The sequence below is a fragment of the Trichormus variabilis 0441 genome, from assembly GCF_009856605.1.
Lineage (GTDB): Bacteria > Cyanobacteriota > Cyanobacteriia > Cyanobacteriales > Nostocaceae > Trichormus > Trichormus variabilis.
This window is the reverse complement of record NZ_CP047242.1, coordinates 4,448,312-4,465,446: the sequence shown is the minus strand read 5'-3', so window position 1 is coordinate 4,465,446 and position 17,135 is coordinate 4,448,312. Positions and strand designations below refer to the sequence as shown.

Annotated in this window: 22 protein-coding genes; 20 read left to right on the top strand and 2 right to left on the bottom strand. The window is 47.0% G+C overall.

The window, feature by feature from the left end; translation table 11 throughout:
- Positions 1-68: 68 nt before the first annotated feature.
- Genes GSQ19_RS18315 through GSQ19_RS18305 form a run of 3 tightly spaced genes read left to right on the top strand, consistent with a single transcriptional unit; the run spans position 69 to position 1,715 of the window.
- Positions 69-665, top strand: coding sequence for a hypothetical protein (locus GSQ19_RS18315; RefSeq protein WP_159368353.1), 597 nt, complete (start codon positions 69-71; stop codon positions 663-665).
- Positions 665-1,126, top strand: a complete 462-nt coding sequence (locus tag GSQ19_RS18310; RefSeq protein WP_013036449.1) for a hypothetical protein — start codon at positions 665-667, stop codon at positions 1,124-1,126. The genes GSQ19_RS18315 and GSQ19_RS18310 overlap by 1 nt, the downstream gene beginning before the upstream one ends.
- A gap of 22 nt (positions 1,127-1,148) precedes the next feature.
- Positions 1,149-1,715 (top strand): hypothetical protein, encoded by a 567-nt coding sequence (locus GSQ19_RS18305; RefSeq protein WP_013036448.1) that lies wholly within the window; start codon positions 1,149-1,151, stop codon positions 1,713-1,715.
- Here GSQ19_RS18305 and GSQ19_RS18300 read toward each other — a convergent pair.
- Positions 1,693-1,986, bottom strand: coding sequence for an HU family DNA-binding protein (locus tag GSQ19_RS18300; protein ID WP_013036447.1), 294 nt, complete (start codon positions 1,984-1,986; stop codon positions 1,693-1,695). The genes GSQ19_RS18305 and GSQ19_RS18300 overlap by 23 nt on opposite strands.
- Before the next feature lie 11 nt (positions 1,987-1,997).
- On the opposite strand from GSQ19_RS18300, the gene GSQ19_RS18295 reads away from it, so the two are divergent.
- The 17 genes from GSQ19_RS18295 (at position 1,998) to GSQ19_RS18215 (ending at position 14,517) form a co-directional block, all read left to right on the top strand.
- Complete coding sequence (locus GSQ19_RS18295; RefSeq protein WP_013036446.1) at positions 1,998-3,452, top strand: phage terminase large subunit family protein; 1,455 nt, start codon at positions 1,998-2,000, stop codon at positions 3,450-3,452.
- Positions 3,453-3,506: 54 nt separating this feature from the next.
- Complete coding sequence (locus GSQ19_RS18290) at positions 3,507-3,764, top strand: hypothetical protein (RefSeq protein WP_013036445.1); 258 nt, start codon at positions 3,507-3,509, stop codon at positions 3,762-3,764.
- Between the two features lie 65 nt (positions 3,765-3,829).
- Positions 3,830-3,970 carry a hypothetical protein gene (locus GSQ19_RS18285; RefSeq protein ID WP_158647782.1) on the top strand — a complete coding sequence of 47 codons (141 nt, stop codon included), beginning with the start codon at positions 3,830-3,832 and terminating at the stop codon, positions 3,968-3,970.
- A 35-nt stretch (positions 3,971-4,005) separates the two neighbouring features.
- Positions 4,006-4,182 (top strand): hypothetical protein, encoded by a 177-nt coding sequence (locus tag GSQ19_RS18280; RefSeq protein ID WP_158647781.1) that lies wholly within the window; start codon positions 4,006-4,008, stop codon positions 4,180-4,182.
- Between the two features lie 81 nt (positions 4,183-4,263).
- The gene (locus GSQ19_RS18275; protein ID WP_013036444.1) at positions 4,264-6,390 is read left to right on the top strand and encodes a hypothetical protein; all 2,127 of its coding nucleotides are present in this window, start codon (positions 4,264-4,266) and stop codon (positions 6,388-6,390) included.
- Positions 6,391-6,406: 16 nt separating this feature from the next.
- Positions 6,407-6,934: a hypothetical protein gene (locus GSQ19_RS18270; RefSeq protein WP_013036443.1), complete on the top strand. Its 528-nt coding sequence runs from the start codon at positions 6,407-6,409 to the stop codon at positions 6,932-6,934.
- A gap of 38 nt (positions 6,935-6,972) precedes the next feature.
- The gene (locus GSQ19_RS18265) at positions 6,973-7,386 is read left to right on the top strand and encodes a hypothetical protein (protein WP_013036442.1); all 414 of its coding nucleotides are present in this window, start codon (positions 6,973-6,975) and stop codon (positions 7,384-7,386) included.
- 105 nt (positions 7,387-7,491) lie between these two features.
- Complete coding sequence (locus GSQ19_RS18260) at positions 7,492-8,661, top strand: hypothetical protein (RefSeq protein WP_013036441.1); 1,170 nt, start codon at positions 7,492-7,494, stop codon at positions 8,659-8,661.
- Position 8,662: 1 nt separating this feature from the next.
- Positions 8,663-9,232: a hypothetical protein gene (locus GSQ19_RS18255; RefSeq protein ID WP_013036440.1), complete on the top strand. Its 570-nt coding sequence runs from the start codon at positions 8,663-8,665 to the stop codon at positions 9,230-9,232.
- Positions 9,233-9,244: 12 nt separating this feature from the next.
- On the top strand, positions 9,245-9,631 hold the full coding sequence (locus GSQ19_RS18250; RefSeq protein ID WP_013036439.1) for a ComEA family DNA-binding protein: 387 nt from the start codon (positions 9,245-9,247) through the stop codon (positions 9,629-9,631).
- 3 nt (positions 9,632-9,634) lie between these two features.
- Positions 9,635-10,102 carry a hypothetical protein gene (locus GSQ19_RS18245; RefSeq protein ID WP_013036438.1) on the top strand — a complete coding sequence of 156 codons (468 nt, stop codon included), beginning with the start codon at positions 9,635-9,637 and terminating at the stop codon, positions 10,100-10,102.
- Positions 10,095-10,544, top strand: a complete 450-nt coding sequence (locus tag GSQ19_RS18240) for a hypothetical protein (protein ID WP_013036437.1) — start codon at positions 10,095-10,097, stop codon at positions 10,542-10,544. The genes GSQ19_RS18245 and GSQ19_RS18240 overlap by 8 nt, the downstream gene beginning before the upstream one ends.
- On the top strand, positions 10,544-12,508 hold the full coding sequence (locus GSQ19_RS18235) for a hypothetical protein (RefSeq protein WP_013036436.1): 1,965 nt from the start codon (positions 10,544-10,546) through the stop codon (positions 12,506-12,508). Before GSQ19_RS18240 ends, GSQ19_RS18235 begins: the two co-directional genes overlap by 1 nt.
- Positions 12,501-12,827, top strand: a complete 327-nt coding sequence (locus tag GSQ19_RS18230) for a hypothetical protein (protein ID WP_013036435.1) — start codon at positions 12,501-12,503, stop codon at positions 12,825-12,827. The genes GSQ19_RS18235 and GSQ19_RS18230 overlap by 8 nt, the downstream gene beginning before the upstream one ends.
- Positions 12,827-13,648, top strand: coding sequence for a glycine-rich domain-containing protein (locus tag GSQ19_RS18225; protein ID WP_013036434.1), 822 nt, complete (start codon positions 12,827-12,829; stop codon positions 13,646-13,648). Before GSQ19_RS18230 ends, GSQ19_RS18225 begins: the two co-directional genes overlap by 1 nt.
- Positions 13,645-14,112 carry a hypothetical protein gene (locus GSQ19_RS18220; RefSeq protein ID WP_013036433.1) on the top strand — a complete coding sequence of 156 codons (468 nt, stop codon included), beginning with the start codon at positions 13,645-13,647 and terminating at the stop codon, positions 14,110-14,112. The genes GSQ19_RS18225 and GSQ19_RS18220 overlap by 4 nt, the downstream gene beginning before the upstream one ends.
- A 240-nt stretch (positions 14,113-14,352) precedes the next feature.
- Positions 14,353-14,517, top strand: a complete 165-nt coding sequence (locus tag GSQ19_RS18215; protein ID WP_224311900.1) for a hypothetical protein — start codon at positions 14,353-14,355, stop codon at positions 14,515-14,517.
- Between the two features lie 91 nt (positions 14,518-14,608).
- On the opposite strand, the gene psaB is transcribed toward GSQ19_RS18215, so the two are convergent.
- Positions 14,609-16,837 (bottom strand): photosystem I core protein PsaB, encoded by a 2,229-nt coding sequence (psaB, locus tag GSQ19_RS18210; RefSeq protein WP_011319335.1) that lies wholly within the window; start codon positions 16,835-16,837, stop codon positions 14,609-14,611.
- Positions 16,838-17,135: the final 298 nt, after the last annotated feature.

The window sequence follows — 17,135 nt, the reverse complement described above, 5'->3', positions numbered from 1 at the left end:
TAGGTCAGAGCTACGAACTTACTATGACTTCGGGAACCAATACCAGGACAGGGAATAGGAACACGAACTTGGCGAGGCGCAATGAAACGCCGGAGCGATTCTTGCAGCCAAACGATCCAGCACGGCTATTGAGGCAGTCGCAACAGGCTGCAACTGACGACGCTTTTCAGCAAAGGTTTTTTGCGGGACAAAATCAGCAGGATGCCTACAATCGCCAACGCAATGCCAGTATTGAGGCGGCGCAGAGGGAGGAGTATTCAAAGCAAAGGGATTTTGAGCGCCAAACGGAGGCGAGGCGAGAAGCCAACCGATCTGGTGGCAGTTATTCCGGTTATGAAGAAGGACTCAATGTATATCGCCCAGTATTCAAGGGAAATATCTACAATCCCAGGGTGGAGTATGAAGCAGGACTGAACCCCAGGGTGGCAATGATGCGGGAGGAGTCGAGGCTTCGGGATGAGTCCGCAACAAGAGACCTTAAAAGACAATTAGCACAAGCTGACCGCGATCGCTACAATCAACAAATATTGGAGCAACAACGCCAAGCTAATGAACGCACTATGCAGGGGGCGCAACTGGCGGCGCAACAAAGGTTAGCACAGATACAACAGGATACCGCCATTTTAAGTGGCAATACTGGTGAATCGACCTGGAGGTGGTTCTAATGGTAATGTCAGCCATCGGCGGATCTTCCGTCTCGACTCAAAATCTAACTTTTAATGTTGACGGGAAGCAAATGGACTGGGCTGAGTATGGACAGTACTTAGCAGACAAGAATCGAACGGCCGCCCAGCAACAAGCTCAAGACCGCCTAAACCAACTTAGAGACACCTGGAACGTAGGCTTTGACTTGCGACAAAGGGAGGCAGAAGCCAATGCTTCTAGGGCTTTTGGTTACAGAGCGAAAGAAACTGATCAGAATTTCCAGAATAACCGCACTCTACAAGGTGACAACCTGCAATCTATTGAGCGCCGGGATGCGGCTCAAATTGCGGCGCGGGAGAGGATGCAGGAATCTGGCTTTGGTCAGGAGCGCGATATGGCAGGACTTCGTAGCCAAATAAAGCAGCGTGAAAAGTCTGAGGATCGCTCTGCTGCGATCGCATCCTTCCGAAATAGACGGTAACTATCAACAAGTGTAAACATCTGTGACTAGAAAAGCCCCTCAACATAGGGTAGACCAGATTCGCTCGCTCATGAGTGCCGAGCGGTTACAGGAGTTTGACGAATTTTGTAAGCACAACCGTAACACCACGGCTATTCGTCAACTACTTGAGGATTGGGGGTATAAGGTTTCTCAGACTGCGGTACAGAATTGGTATCGGGCATTTTTCCCAGTAGGTGAGGAGGCCAAACGGTTCAACATCCTAACATCAGCCTTCTCTGGTGTAGATACTGGAGATGCTTTACAGAAAGTATTGGTGCTAAACGCTGACCTAATTGACAGCGTAATGGAGGTGCTGAAGCTCAAGGGAGGGGTTGGGGCGATAGACCCTGAAAAATTACTGCCAGTAGTTTCTCACTTATCCAGAGAAGTGAGGGCTTGTGCCGAGGCGGTGAACGGGCAAAAGTACATCCGCGATCGCAAGGCTTTGGAAATGGCAGGGGCGTATCGGGCAATTCAAGAGTTGCGCTTGATTTTCGCTGATACGCCTTTTGAATCGGCATTGGTGGAAGCTACCAAAGGTGTCCTCAGCCGGCTTGAGGAAGAGTAGCTGTGACTTCAGTTTTAAAGTGCTTACCAGGGCTAAAGGCGGGGACAGTGGTAGCTGGGATAATCATCTTTTCGTTTGTCTTGGGGTTACGTCCTTCACGCTCCTTTCTAGCCCTAGCTTCAAACGAACCGAACCCAACGAGTATCACTTTCCCACCGTTGGCGACTGTCTCAACGATGGTGTCTGTTGTGGCGTTAAGGACTGTCTCAGCTTGCTTTTGGCTGACGTTTGCTTTGGCGGCAACTGCTTGTATCAATTCTGCTTTGTTCATAAGTAAAAACAATGGCGACACGAATCTATAAGCAGTATAGAGAGAAAGCCAGGGAAGCCGCCAGATCAGCGACTATTGCAGCGCGATCGCCCAATGCTCTTAGGGCTTGGAATGACTTTGCTTACTTTGCTGAGTATGTAACGGGAAAAACGGCAGCAGAGCATCACCTGGAATGGATTACTGAACTAGTTACAGGGATTTCTTCCCAGACTCTTGAATTAGTCGCGGGGGACAATCTGAGTATTCTTGCACCTAGAGGTAGTGCCAAGAGTACCTGGATTGCTATGTGGGTGGCGTGGGTGATTGGTCACAATCCCAGTATTCAGATTATTTATGTTTCTTACTCTGAATCTGTCGCCTTATCTCGTAGCCGCATCATCAAGCGAATTATTGAGAGTCCCAAGTATAGGGAAGTTTTCCCAAATGTATTACCGGGTAAAAGGTGGAGTGATACCGACTGGGAAATTAGAAAGGATTTTGCAGGTGTTGACAGCCTGGATTCTGACTACACCTTTTACGCCACAGGTATCACTGGAAGTATCACCAGCCGCCGTAGTGATTTGGTGGTCTACGACGACATTATTAAGTCTTCTGAATCAATTGAGAATCCAGAAGTACGCGAGAAAATTACCACCAACTATTCAGAGGTAATCAGGCCTACTCTCAAGCCAGGGGGGAGACAGGTCAATATTGGGACTCGCTTCCGTGCCGATGACATCCACTGTACTGATTTCATTCCGGCGAAGGGATGGAAGCAAATTGTACAGCAGGCAATTGTTGATGATGATGACGGTAAGGAAGTAAGTTACTGGCCGGAACGCTTCACCCTGGAAGAATTGCAAGCACTGAGGGAAGATAGCCCGGTCGCGTTTAGCTTCCAGTATCAAAACCGGGTAATGCGGAGTTCTGAAACCTCCATTGACCCACTGTGGATCAAGCATGGTGAATTCCCCGATCATTTTGACTCGCTGTGTATCGGTGGGGATTTGTCAGCATCACTCAGAGAACGGGCTGATTACACGGTGTTTGTTTTGGGTGGTCGAGTTGGCAACAAGTTTTACATTCTCGACATCCGGCGGGGTCGGTGGAGTGGGAATATTGAAAAGCTCGACCAGATTATTGAACTGTGGGCAGACTGGGGAGAGTTGCCAATAACACTGTGCGCTGAGGCTGTGGCTTATCAAAGTTCCTTGAAGGGTGACTTTACTCACTACTTGGTGAATGAGAAGCAGATTTTTAATATTCAATACCAGCAGCCGACGACTAAAGGGGATAAGTTGCAGCGACTGCGCGGGGTGTCGGGGTTATTTCAAAATGGGCTAGTTACCTTTAACCAATACCGGATGATGGGGCGGTTGGTTGATGAACTCATTAACTTTGGCGCGATGGATAAGGATGATTGTGTGGATGCTTTGGTTTATTGCTTAGTTGGGTTGATGGGTAGACGTAAGCTTGAGGTTGCGTGAGGGAACAATAGGTCTGTTCATCAACAAACTTTACTGGAGATTACGAACTTAGCTATGGACTATACACCCGATAACGAAATGACAAAGGTTACAACAACACCAGAAAGTGTTGAGGCGCAGGCAAAAAAAGTGCAACTTGAATGCCGACAACTTATTGCTTTAGCTGCTCAATGCCCCGAAATCGGTATGACGCTTCTTGGCGAGTTAAATAACTCACTATGTAGCACCGCCCATTTACTTGATCACATTGCCGAAGGAAAAGCAACAATGGGAGGTTTTGCAGGTCGATTAGGTGTGACACGTTGTTGTTAGGCTAAAAATTTTTCCTACACCTAACATTGTTGTCGCAGATATCCCCCACTTACCAGGCAAAAAAAATGGAAGAACTCGCTAACCTAACGAAAACTCAAATCAGAAAAATTTTAGCCAAAGACGCTATCGGACAGGATGAATCGGTGACGCTAGTAAACCTCACGATTGTTCTACGCAACTTAGAGAGTCTATCACCCAATCCTTGAGAAATTTTCCCTATGGTTGCGTGAGAAAAAGTGAAATGAACCTAAATGATGCGGATCGCAGTTTCCACGAAGAATACTTGAAATACTACGAACAAATAGTTGATAGTCCTTATTTGTGTGATCGCTGGTTAATAGAAATATATCCAGCGCAATTAGGCTGGTCTAAGCTTTTTTGGAGACACAGACACAAGATAGATAAGTGGGCAACTTAGGGTAGGAAGGTTGTCTTTCTATAGAGTGTATCCTTTGTTACGCGGCTTACCCCTCGGAAGGTAAGCCGGATTTCCTAATTAATGACCCTAGAGAACATCATTCAGGCAGTTGTAAATCGTGACGGCAATGGCGGCGGCGAATCGCTGATTGTTGCCAATCATCTTGCTCAGTTGAAATTGTTCGGTGCCAGGGGAATCGAACTTTACCCGGTGCAAGACCCCACTGGAGAGAGAAAGAAATTTATCTCCAGTATCTGGAAGTACAACCGGATGGATCTTTATTTGGACTACATCTGGGACTTGTACCTGACTTGTGGCGAGATTCTTTTCTACCTGCGTCCCACTGGTGATAGTTATGAAATCTCATGGTTTCATGGGGGGACAACCGACCCCAACCCAGAGTATAAAGCCTACTACAAGCCAGGGGGTAGGGAACTAGAAAGGGTAGTGATTGCCTATCCCTACAAGCGGCTTTCGCTGCTGGGGACGGAAGAAGAACGCTGGGTGAAACTGGAAATTACTAAAGAGACAATCCGCCAGCATGATTTAACACAAAAGCCTAATCTCAATGGGATTACGGGTGATATCGATCTGCAAGACCCTAATGTACAAACTGTAGAGAACACCTTGGGGTTTATTCCCTGTGTGGCTATCCCCAATCATCCCAGCCGTCCCGGTCAACCAGGGTCAAGTGAGTTTCATTGGTTGCGTCAGCCGATTGAGCGTCATGACAAGATGCTGACGACTATCAATAGAAACTTGTCGCTGTTTGCCAATCCTACATTGGTGACGACGCGATCGCGCTCTGAGGTTTTGGAAGCTGCTGCTGTATCAGGTTTTGTTCCCACAGTTGCATCTCAGTCTGGGTACTATCCCAGCACGAACAGGTCAGACCCCAGGGAGCGCAGTCAGTTTGATGGTGGTGAAAAAGTCGCCAGTGTGATTGGTGGTATTGGGCCTGATGAACGGGTGGGATATATTCAGGTTGACCCGGTGAGTGGTGATCAGAATTTATATCAACGGGAATACCGTGAGCAACTACACACAGCTTTGGGTGGTGTTGATCCGTTGGGGATTCGTTCTGGTGCGACGGCATATGAAATCAAAGTAAGAAGTGGTTCAACTGCGGCGACTGCTAGGAAAAAATGTTTGGCTTTGTATGACTATGGACTGTGCAAACTGTTTGAGATGATTCTCTTGGCTGAGGAGAATCTGTTTAAACAATCTCTATTTGCAGTAGCAATTGAGCAAGAAAAAGAATTTAAAGGCTTACTGGCTGACATCTACAAACAACAGGGAGCCAAGCTCAAGCCCAAAGACATTCAACTAGAGTCACCCAACGACATCACAGACGATATCTGTCAGATGCTGTTGGAGTTTGGCGTTATCCCTCGCGGTGTGATTGGGATGCCACCGATGGGGGACAGAGTAATTGAATGGAGGTTCACCAGTGAAATTTTCCCAGACACTTCACGGGAAATTTTGGATAAGTCGATTGTGGGACGGAACTTGGCAGAGGCGGGGATTAATACTGAGTACGTTTTACGCTTTCTTTTTCCCGACAAAACCGATAAAGAAATCGCCGCGATGCAGAGTGGGAATTTTAGCTATAGAACCACTCAAAACAAAGTTCAAGCGATTAATCAACTCATAGGTTTATATCAAAACTTTTTGAGTCTCCCTGACCCGCTTGATCCGGCGATGCCCTTGGGGTGGCGATTGGATATCACCCCACTAATCGAAAAAGCTTTGTCGTTAGTTGCCCAAGAGTTTTCTTACGGTGAGACTTACGACGAACCCGACAAACTCAATAGCCCTACCACAACTAATGGCAATGGCTCTAACTCATATAACGATGTAACAACAAATGGTAGCAGCCCCCCAAGCGACACCAACCCCGGCATTTATACCCCAAGGGACGAGCGCGGCTCCACAGCCGCCGCAGGACTCCCAACACAGTTCCCAGGAGTGGGGACAAGTTACCAACCGCCTGTTGGATATCGTTCAAGGGCGGATTGGGGCAATCCCCTCCCCACCCCCGGCGGTACAGTCACCAATTCCGTCCCACGTCTACCAACAGGACAGCAGCCAAGCAATTTCTATCCCCCAGGGCTTCCAGCAGACATCGCAGTCTCCCCAGAACTTTGGGGTATCTTCGCCCAACAGCAACAGACAGGCAACAGCCAACGCTCTAGGGGTAAGCGCTAACCAAACTGCTGAGTATGTGGGCTGGCTGGAGAATGTGGTGCGGAGTCAAACTAACGCACTAAACATTGCTGATCAGATTGTTGGACTTTTTGCTCAACAACAACAACAGATTGCGATCGCAACTCAAGTGATTGAGCAATTTTCCCAGTTGATTGGACAGCAAGAGCAAAATCTGGCGATCGCCGATCAAGCTCTGGATGCTCTTGGCCCCTTGGCGGTTAATGCCGTGGTATTGGGAGAGTTCAGTGCAACACAGGACTTGATGATCCAAAAGTTCTGGGAAATTCTCTCTGACCCGGTGCAGTGTGCTGAGTGGTATTTGCAATTAGATCCACCACAACAAAAGCAGTTGGTCACACCTACAGCTTCTGTCCCCAGTGCCTTTAGTCGTCCATCTTTCCCCGCACCCCCCGCCCCTGGTGTTGGCGGTGCAACCAACAACCGGGACAAGTTCAGATCCGCTTGGCAACATAACCCAGGTATGGCTTGGCAGGTGATTGACCAACTCGCCAGCCAGGATATCGTTTCGCTGTTTGGTCAGTAGTCAATGGTCAATGGTCATTAGTCATTAGGAGAAAAAATATGCAGGCTGTTATCGGAGCCGTTGCTCCTTCCTTACTACGTGCTGCTGGTAGTGCAGCTTCAAATATTGCTGGTGCTGCCATAGGTAATGCAGCAGGTCGGGCAGCTACCGCCGGACGCAATTACGACGATGTTTTAGACCAAGCCAAGGCCTTGGGCTTTGACATGAACGAACTTGCCAACGCCGCCACCGCCCGCGCTCAAACAGACATGAGATTTCAGCAAGGCGTTGGCATGGAAAACCAAGCCTTTGCACGGGGATTGAATGCTGACCAAATGCGCCAAAACACCTACAACAATATGGCGATAAACGAGCAGCAAAACCGCTTCAATGCGGCTCAAGGTTTGGTGGATGCCTACAACCAGGCGCGCAATACCAATGCCAACCTGATGGCAAATACCTTGCGTTTCTAATTTGTTTTTTGCCAACCAATAAAAAACCCTGGAGGGTTTAGTCCAGGGCGATCGCGTTCTCAGTTCTGACCTAAGTTGCCCACTTCATAGAAGGTCAGAACCCCAGTGTGGATAGATGATGATTTTCCCAGGATTCTGGGAGCAGAACTATTAAGACCGGATGCCCAGTTTATATCTAAGTTCGTCTGTCAACCTCAAGTTGTTTGGGATGCTTCGGCAACTCGCGGTAAGACGGTACAGCTCGATAGATACGAATACTGGGAAGACGACAGCTTTACTTTAGAATCCCGCCGCCGCGCTCCTACTCAGACAATTGGTACTGCTAATTCCCGTGACATTTTGAAATCCAAAATCATTGTCACCATTGATGAGTACACAGGCCCTAGTGGTGGTGATGCGAATAACCCCAATGCTCCAGGGAATTTCAAGATTCCGATGGAGACCATATTGCTGGCTCAACGGGCTTTGTGGCAGTACAACCCGCAACAGATACAAGCCTTTCACCAGAGTATCGGTGCGCTGACTCTATTCCGGGACTATCGGAAATGGTTGGATAGGGTCTACATCAATACACTTTTGCAGTCACCGTTTACTTACAACCCCCAAGGTGTAGCGGATGGCGGTACTTACGCTTCCGGCCCACCAAAGATTGATGTCAAAAATGACCTGTTAACCATCGTGGAAGGGATGCGGACACGTAACGTTCCTACCTTCAGTGATGGGTATTACTACTGTTTGGCTGCCCCTCGGTTTATCAAACACCTGCGGCAAGATCCAGATTTCCGCGCTGTTGCTCAGTATCCTTCTTTCTGTCCTACCAATTACCTCCAGCCGGGCATTACACCGTTCTCGGCTCCCATGATGCCACCACCCAACCAGGGTTATATCTCTGGCCCCAACCAATTGATTTTCGGTGGCTCTCAATATGGGCAAGCCAGCTTCATGGGTGAGGCGATGCCTACAGGGTTTGTGTTTGAGGGTGTGAGATTTTTTGAATCCAACAATATGCCCACGGCGACGGTGAATTTAAATTACACCGCGTCTACTAATGCTGGACTACATCCCACCGGTGCAGCCAACAGAACTGGACATCTGGGAATTTTCTTAGGTCAGCAGGCGGTGGGAGAAGCGATCGCAACTGAAGTCCCGGTGAGTGTTCGCTTGAACAACAATGACGATTACCAAAGATTTGTAATTGCGATTTGGGCTATGTACGGCGGTTGGTCACTCACCAATGACCGCTTTGTGACGGTTGCTAGAACCTACGGAGATTAACATGACTCAACCACTTTTCCCAGGCAACCAAACCCAATTACTCAACTGGTATAACGGTGAGCGGTTGGAATGTTACCCAAAGATTTTGGCTTACCATGCTTTGGGTTACGCCACCATCACCAGCAGCTTGCAAACCCAAATTGATATTTTTGTTCCTAGCCATCAAAGGGATAGAAATGATACCCCGCTTATTGTCCCGGCTGGCGCACAGGTTTACTACATCGGGTTGCGGACTCCTAATGTAGCTTTGATTGGGACAACCGGCGAAAGACTAAAGGTGGCAGCAGCTCATACAGATACAGCCCCGGTGTTGACAGTGGCGAGTAGTGCGATCGCAGCCAACAGCAGCGCTCGTTCTGTCGCCACCCCTTACGATACCTTGGCGGCTCCATTGGGAACGCTGGGGGGCGCTACTCAGTACAGACTACTCAATTCCAACGCTGGTAATACGGTGGCGGGTACTGGTGTACGGGTGGCTTCTGGTACGCAAAGGGTAATTTGCGATGTGTGCTATTTGTTAGCGGCTGATCCTTCCCGACTAGAGCAAGTCGGCTACCCCAGCACTTATTAAGGAAATTTTCCCATGACACTAAAAGTAGGTGAAAACGCTTTTCACAAAGGGCTGGGGCGGGAAATACTAATTACCGGCGAATTCTCCACCCATTACCAATGCAAGGATGGCGGGACTGTAATTAATGCTTCAAAAGTCGAGGGGGTGGATTTGATCCAACCCCGCACCTTTGAAGTATTGGACGGCGGGAAGGAAGGGGAGACGATTGAGAAAATTAACATCAATCAAGTCTCTGCTTCCAGCCTTGGTAAGGCACTGCGCGGAGTTGGGCAGTTGTCCGCCAGGAAAATCATGGAACGCAAACCAGAAGGTGGTTACGTCGGGCTTGAGCAATTGAAGACGCTCAACGCTGACTTAAACATTAACTGGGAAGCCGTCCTACCTCATGTTGAGTTCTAAAATATGCCAGCCCTCTCTGAACTGGACAAATCCCGGTGTAGATTTCATCTTGGCTACGGCGCTGGAGTTCCCGCAGGCGATCGCGCCCGACTGGAAGAAGCCATGAATCTCTTACAAGATGACTACGAAGTGCAGCGCATCCAGCAGATTTTGGAGAGGTGCGATCGCGCTTTTGAAGCTTCTGAATTACTGGGAGACTCCAGCCGATTCAACACCAAAGAACTCTACACCGGGGATATTAACCGGGCAATTCTGCGGGAGTCCGCTAGAGATTCCCGCGTTTGGTGGGAAAACTACCTTAAAGAAACTGACCTGTTGGCGGCTCATCCCCTTTGGGTTCCCAACTACCGCCAGGAGGCAAATCTCAGGTATCGCTTTGCTCGGACTGGTGCAGAATTTATCATGGCTGTCCCTGGCGTTGCCGATACTTGCACCGGTGACAGAATTAGTATGAGTACAAATTATGGTTAATACCCAGCCAATTTTCATTAAGAATCCCATCATTTGGACGGTTACACTTACCAATGAAGTTGTTAACCGTTCGCCAGGCGCTGCTGTGCCGAAACTGTTGGGGACAGCCGGGACTAACGGAACACTGATTGAAGCGATTCAGGCTTATCCATTGGGTGACATTGTTGCTTCCCCACTGAGAATTTTTCTCAAAGCTCCCAGTAGTAGTGATTATGTTTTGTTGGCTGAGACTTCACTCACGTCTGTAAGTGGTAGCGGGAATACGACCGCGATCGCAAACTACCCAATTGAAGTAACCTTACCAAGAATCCTTTTCCCAGCTTCCCAAACGCCAGCAACACCCAACAGAGGTTTACGGCTACCTACTGGATATGCACTGTACGCTGCATTAGGCACTGCTACTGCTGGCGTGATTGTAACTGCAACAGGTGGTGATTATTGATGGGAAAAAGGAAAAATAATGGTGGTATTCCTAGATTTTTTGACCTACCACAAAGTAGCAAAGTATCTTTTAAGGTTCCCGGTAAAAAATCAAATCGTCGCAGATTACCCGATGGCAATTATCTTGATGACGATGCGATCGCACCACGACTAGATTTTATAGAAGATTTTGAACTTACTGTTACTGGAGCGCCGAGAGTCTTTAGTCCAGAGCAAGAATATAATTATAAATCTGCGTGGAAGAGATACCAAAAAGGTATGGAGATAGCCCAAGAAGATAAAGTATTGAAAGACGGTGATGATAAATATAAAATACCTTCCCCGAATGCACCCAAGGGATACTGGGAAGTCAGCAAGAAACCTCAAAATAATATTACTTGTGAATTGCCTTTGCTTTTAAATCTTCCTAAATGGTTTGTTGGGGATATAAGATTTGATGGAGATTTTGAAACTATAAACACTCCAGCAAATGTAGTAGCTCAAAGTTATGATAATCAGACAGGATTGTATACAGCCACTATTATTGAAACTATTAGTATTACAGCCGATAGTGAAGGTATAGTTAATAACGATGCTTTGATAATTATTAATTCAACAGGTGGCGCTTTTAATGATGGTTCACCTGTAAAAATCACCTCAAAGGTTATTACAACTCATCCCGGTGGTGGCATTAGTATTGGCAATTCTATATACAAAGGAACACTTGTACCACCTTTTGGCGGTAGAGTTCCAGACCCGGAAAGTGGATTTGAATTAAAAGAATGGGTGTTTGATACCTTTAGCAATGAAGAACAAACAGAGTTAGAATTTATAAATAATTCCGAATTTACTACTGGAACAAACAGAGAAGATTACGTAGGCTTTACATTAGAAACTACTGTTGCTGGTGGTTTTGCCTCTGAAACATTTCCAGAATGGGAAGTAACTTTTGAAGTAACAGTAGAAATTTATCTATTTCCTGGTGGATTAGAGTTTACATTTGAACCATACTTTGATGATGAGCTACTTAATAACTATCGACCAGGAATAGTTTTTAATGAAGAAACTGGAGAAATTGAATATTTTCCGAACGGAGAAAACACGGCAACAGGTGTAATAGATGGTGCAAATGTTAGCTCTATTTATACTTGGCAATCTAATTTTGATAAAAGCAATATAGTAACTAGTAGTGTAAAAATAGAAAAAACTTGCAATCAAGCAACCAATGTATCTGGTTTTACTCTTAGGTCTAGTGGGGCTATAGATTTTAATTCTGAACTTAATATTAATAAAATAAGTGGCGTTCTTTCTTGGACAATATCACTAAGCTATAGCGGTGCAGAAATATATCCAAATGACCCTATTGATGCACTCTTTACTCAACAATATGTAGAATTTTCTGGTGAGAATTTTACAGAAGATGACAAAGAATCTTATAGCAATGGAAGTCTTGTTTCATTGGAACAAAACAATTTAACTTATCAACATGAATTTAGTGTAAATTTTAAATACCTAGAAGGAGGGGGGCAGTTTTCAGCATTCTTAACTCAGCAAGTAAGAATATTTGAAATTGAATTTGCTGATGGTAGTAAATGGGAATGTGGTAATGCTGACGGTGACGGTGACGGTGACGGTGACGGCGACGGTGATAGTGACGGTGATGGCGACGGTGATTGGCAATGCAACTGCCCTGACGCAACCAAGAAAAAATCCCCCAACCCCAACAGCACATCAGATGACGGAATAGAAGAAGACTGGAGTAATACCGATGCTGGCGCACAAGATGGGCAGTGTAAGCACATCTGGGCTGTGAGGATCGTGCTGAATGATGTAGCGCCAGAGGAAATTCCTACAGATATGCCCATTAGTGAAAATTTCCCAAATGGTAACGGGAACAGTACTAACCCCAAAGTCATTGGGGGAAATGGTGGAATAGGATTTGATGGATGGAATCCAGGCAAAAGAAGGAGGGGGAAGAATGCCTAAAGGTGTGACATACAACCAAACGCAGGCGAACCAAGCCGAAGCGATCGCAGATGCTTTTATAGAAAAGGGCTTAGGTGTAGGTACTGGTGGTGGTGGCACTGCAACACCCACACTTGTCAATACTTCTACCTCTGGAACAGTTACAGCCGGGAAAATATCAGTGAGCATCGCCAATATTGGTGCTGCTGCTGGGACATTGCTTGGTACTTCTTTCCCTACTGGGGCGAGTATCGCTTTTGAAGCACCCACGGGAAAAACCCTAGCCGCGATCGCCTACAACGCCACAGGAACCACCTTTTTAATAGGAGTGCTGGAATAGTGGGTGTAAGTATTGCCATAACAAGGGGTAGTGGCGGATATCAGGCGTTTACGTCATCAGGAACCTGGGCAAAACCTAGTGGCATTACCACCGTGATTGTGGAATGTTACGGCGGCGGTGGTGGTGGTCGCGGTGGTGGAAACACAAATGCTGGTGGAGGTGGTGGTGGTGGTAGCTGCACAAGAAGAATTTTTAGTGCTGGAGAATTGCCTAGCACCGTTGCTATTACTATTGGGGCTGGTGGCGTAGGTGGCAATGGCTCCACATCTTCCATAGGAAGCACCGGGGCTTCCGGTGGTAGTTCTTCTTTTGGAAATTTTCTTATCGCTTATGGTGGCGCTAGTCCATCCAGTAATGGTGGAGGCGGAGCAAGCAGCCTTCAACCAGGACTCGGAACTGGAGTTGCTTCTGCTCCAGACGGAACAAGCGATACTTCTCCAGGGCTTTTTGGGGGCGGTGGTGGTGGCAGGAATAATGGCAACAGTGGAAATGCGAGTGTTTACGGCGCACCTGGTGGGGGTGCTGGCGGAACCTCTACCACAACCACAGGAGGGACAGGAGGAAGTAGCACCTTACCAGCATCCGGGGGCATTGGGGGAACCGGTGGGGGTGCTGGCGGGAATAACGGAAACAATGGCACAGATTTAACTACAGGCGCTGGCACTGGTGGCGGCGGCGGCGGATACGGTACAACCACAGGCGGAAATGGTGGCAACGGTGGCGCACCAGGGGCCGGCGGCGGTAGTGGTGCAGCAGGTGGAACTACAGGTGGTAACGGTGGCAACGGTGGACGTGGTGAAGTAAGGATCTGGTGGTCATGAGATATGCAGTTATTCAAAATAATTTAGTCGCCAATATCATCCTTTTGGAAAATCCAGAAGAATACACTACCGATGATTTGCTAATTCCTTCAAATACAGCAAATATTGGCGATACCTGGGATGGCGTAAACTTTATCACTGCCGTACCTATACCCCCGCCTCCAGACTGGGGGGCATTCAATAGAGAAATGCTCCTTAATACCGGGTACAATCGCATATCCGCGCAAACTATAAACCAAAGGGCTGTAACCAGGCTGGAAACCCTGCTTTCACCCACAGGCTACATGGGGGGACTAAGCGCATCAGATTATCCTATACTCAAGGCACTCTGGGATGAAGCAACAACAGGACTCCCATTATTAGGAAAACCGACAGCAACAGAAATCGCTTCATGGAACGCGATCGCGCTCCAGAACAATATGCCCTTCAGTTTTGATACTAACGGCAAGCTAGTATTAAGTTAGTCACAATTTTAGTTACGCTGAAAAACTTAATCGCCACAATTCATATACTGCAAGCGTTTAATTCAATTCCTTTTGGTCTGCAAAACCTCCATCCCCCGGTTCAAATCCGGGTGCCGCCTTTACAAGTAACAATCTCCTACCCCTACTCTCTGGACTGGGATAGCCAAGCGCTGGCGCTTTCAGCAGCAGTTGACTTTATATAGTCGCTACCCAATTGCCAAAATTTGATTCAACGAGAGATTGATATATCAGGATGAAGATGCGATCGCCTGGAACCCCAGTCTAACAGGCGCTAACGTCGAGGATACTTTTGTCATTCTCAAGGACGGAAAGCTAGAAAACCTGACTTTTGATCCGAATTTTCCCAGTGTTGAAGTGCAAGGAAGATTGCGTCTAGTGCCTTGAGAAATTGAAGCCAAATTTTAGAAAAAAATCCCCCTTTCACCTAACGGTATCAAGGGGGACAATGGCTAAGGTCAAAGGATATCAAAATTTTTTAACCAAATTTACCAGCCGTTGAGGCTATAAGGAATGCTGCATAGGTAAGGATGTAACCAACGGTAAAGTGAGCTAAACCGACTAACCAACCTTGCACAATAGATAGAGCCACTGGCTTATCTTTCCAACGAACTAAGTTAGCTAGGGGCGTGCGCTCGTGCGCCCAAACTAGAGTTTCAATTAACTCTTGCCAGTACCCACGCCAGCTAATCAGGAACATGAAACCGGTAGCCCAAACTAAATGTCCAAACAGGAACATCCAAGCCCAGACAGACAAATTATTTGTGCCGTAGGGATTGTAACCGTTAATTAACTGAGCCGAATTAGCCCAGAGGTAATCACGGAACCAACCCATCAGGTATGTGGAGTTTTCGTTGAACTGAGCAACGTTACCTTGCCAAACCCCAAGATGCTTCCAATGCCAGTAGAAAGTTACCCAGCCCAGGAGATTCAACATCCAGAAGAGAGCCAGATAGAAAGACTGTTCCCAAGAGGAGGTTTGGCAAGTACCACCACGGCCAGGCCCATCACAGGGGAAGGTGAAGCCGAAGTCTTTCTTATCGGGCATCAGCTTAGTACCACGGGCATCCAACGCACCCTTAACACAAATCAAGGTGGTGGTATGCAAACCGAGAGCGATCGCATGGTGTACCAAGAAATCACCAGGGCCAATGGTCAAGAATAAAGAGTTAGTGCCGGAGTTAATCGCCTCTAGCCAGTTTGGCAACCAGACGTTAGCGTGGTTTGGCCAAGCTGTATAAGCAATACTATCTGGGTTAGATAATAAAGTATCCATCCCATAAAGCAGTTTGCCATGAGCAGCTTGGATGAATTGAGCAAACACCGGCTCAATCAAAATTTGCTTTTCTGGAGTGCCAAAGGCAACTACAACATCGTTGTGAACGTATAGTCCTAGAGTATGGAAGCCTAAGAAAAGCGACACCCAACTTAGGTGAGAGATAATCGCTTCTTTATGCTTCAGTACACGGTCAAGGACGTTACCTTGATTTTGTTCTGGGTCGTAGTCTCGTACCCAGAAAATACCAGCATGGGCAAACGCGCCAACCATCAAGAACCCAGCAATGTACTGGTGATGGGTATATAGCGCCGCCTGTGTTGTAAAGTCCTTTGCTATAAAGGCGTAAGGCGGCAGCGAGTACATATGTTGCGCCACTAACGACAACGCAGTCCCTAACGCTGCCAAGTGTATGGATAATTGGAAGTGCAAGGAGTTGTTATAAGTGTCGTATAACCCTTGATGGGGTAAGTTGAACTGTCCTTCAGTACGGATACCAAAGAATTGTCTGGCGTTCAGCATCTCTTTGATGCTGTGACCAATGCCAAAGTTAGTCCGGTACATATGCCCGGCAATGATAAAGATAACAGCGATCGCTAGATGGTGATGCGCCATATCAGTCAACCACAGCGATTCAGTTTGGGGATGGAAACCACCCAAAAAAGTCAAAATAGCGGTTCCTGCACCTTGGGATGTGCCGAAAATATGCCCGGTCGTATCTGCATTTTCGGCATACACACCCCAGTTACCCATCCAGAATGGTGTTAAACCTGCTGGGTGAGGCAAAGTAGTCAGAAAGTTTCTCCAACCCACATGAACCCCACGAGATTCGGGGATGGCGACGTGAATCAAGTGACCGGCCCAAGCCAAGGAACTAACACCAAACAAACCAGCTAAGTGGTGATTCAGACGAGGTTCAGCACTCTTAAACCAAGTCAAGCTAGGACGAAATTTGGGTTGCAAGTGTAGCCAACCTGCGAATAAAAATAAGGCTGCTAAAAGCAACAGGAAAATAGAACCTTGGTAAAGGTCGTTATTCGTCCGCATCCCGATGGTATACCACCAGTGATAAACACCAGAGTAAGCAATATTTACGGGATAGTTAGCACCACCTTGGCTAAAAGCCTCTATGGCTGGTTCACCAAAATGGGGGTCCCAAATGGCATGGGCAATGGGGCGAATATGGAGTGGATCTTTTATCCACTGTTCAAAGTTACCTTGCCAGGCGACGTGGAACAGAAGACTTGATGCCCACAAGAAAATGATGGCGACATGACCGAAGTGAGTAGCGAAAATCTTTTGGTAGAGATTTTCCTCAGTTATGCCATCATGACTTTCAAAATCATTTCCCGTGGCGATCGCATACCAAATTCGACGCGTAGTCGGATCTTGAGCCAGATCCCGGCTAAATTTAGGATATTTTGTAGCCATGTATTCTAGTCATATCCTCCTGAAACGCTAATCCAAGTTGCTAGTTCTCATGAGCCAGCAAATTTTTTCAATTGAATCAACATCCTTTCAGCCTACAGATGATGGTCAATACTAATAGCCAAAGCCAGCAATTATTAGGATTAAACACGCTAATTTTTGAACTTACATTCTGAGGCAGAATGGTGCAATTCATGAACCTAGAATTAATCAACCAATTAATTACCACTGCTACCATCTAACTAAAGATGGATTCTCATTATTAAATGAGTTTGTAGTCTTCTACACATCTCTGATGCTC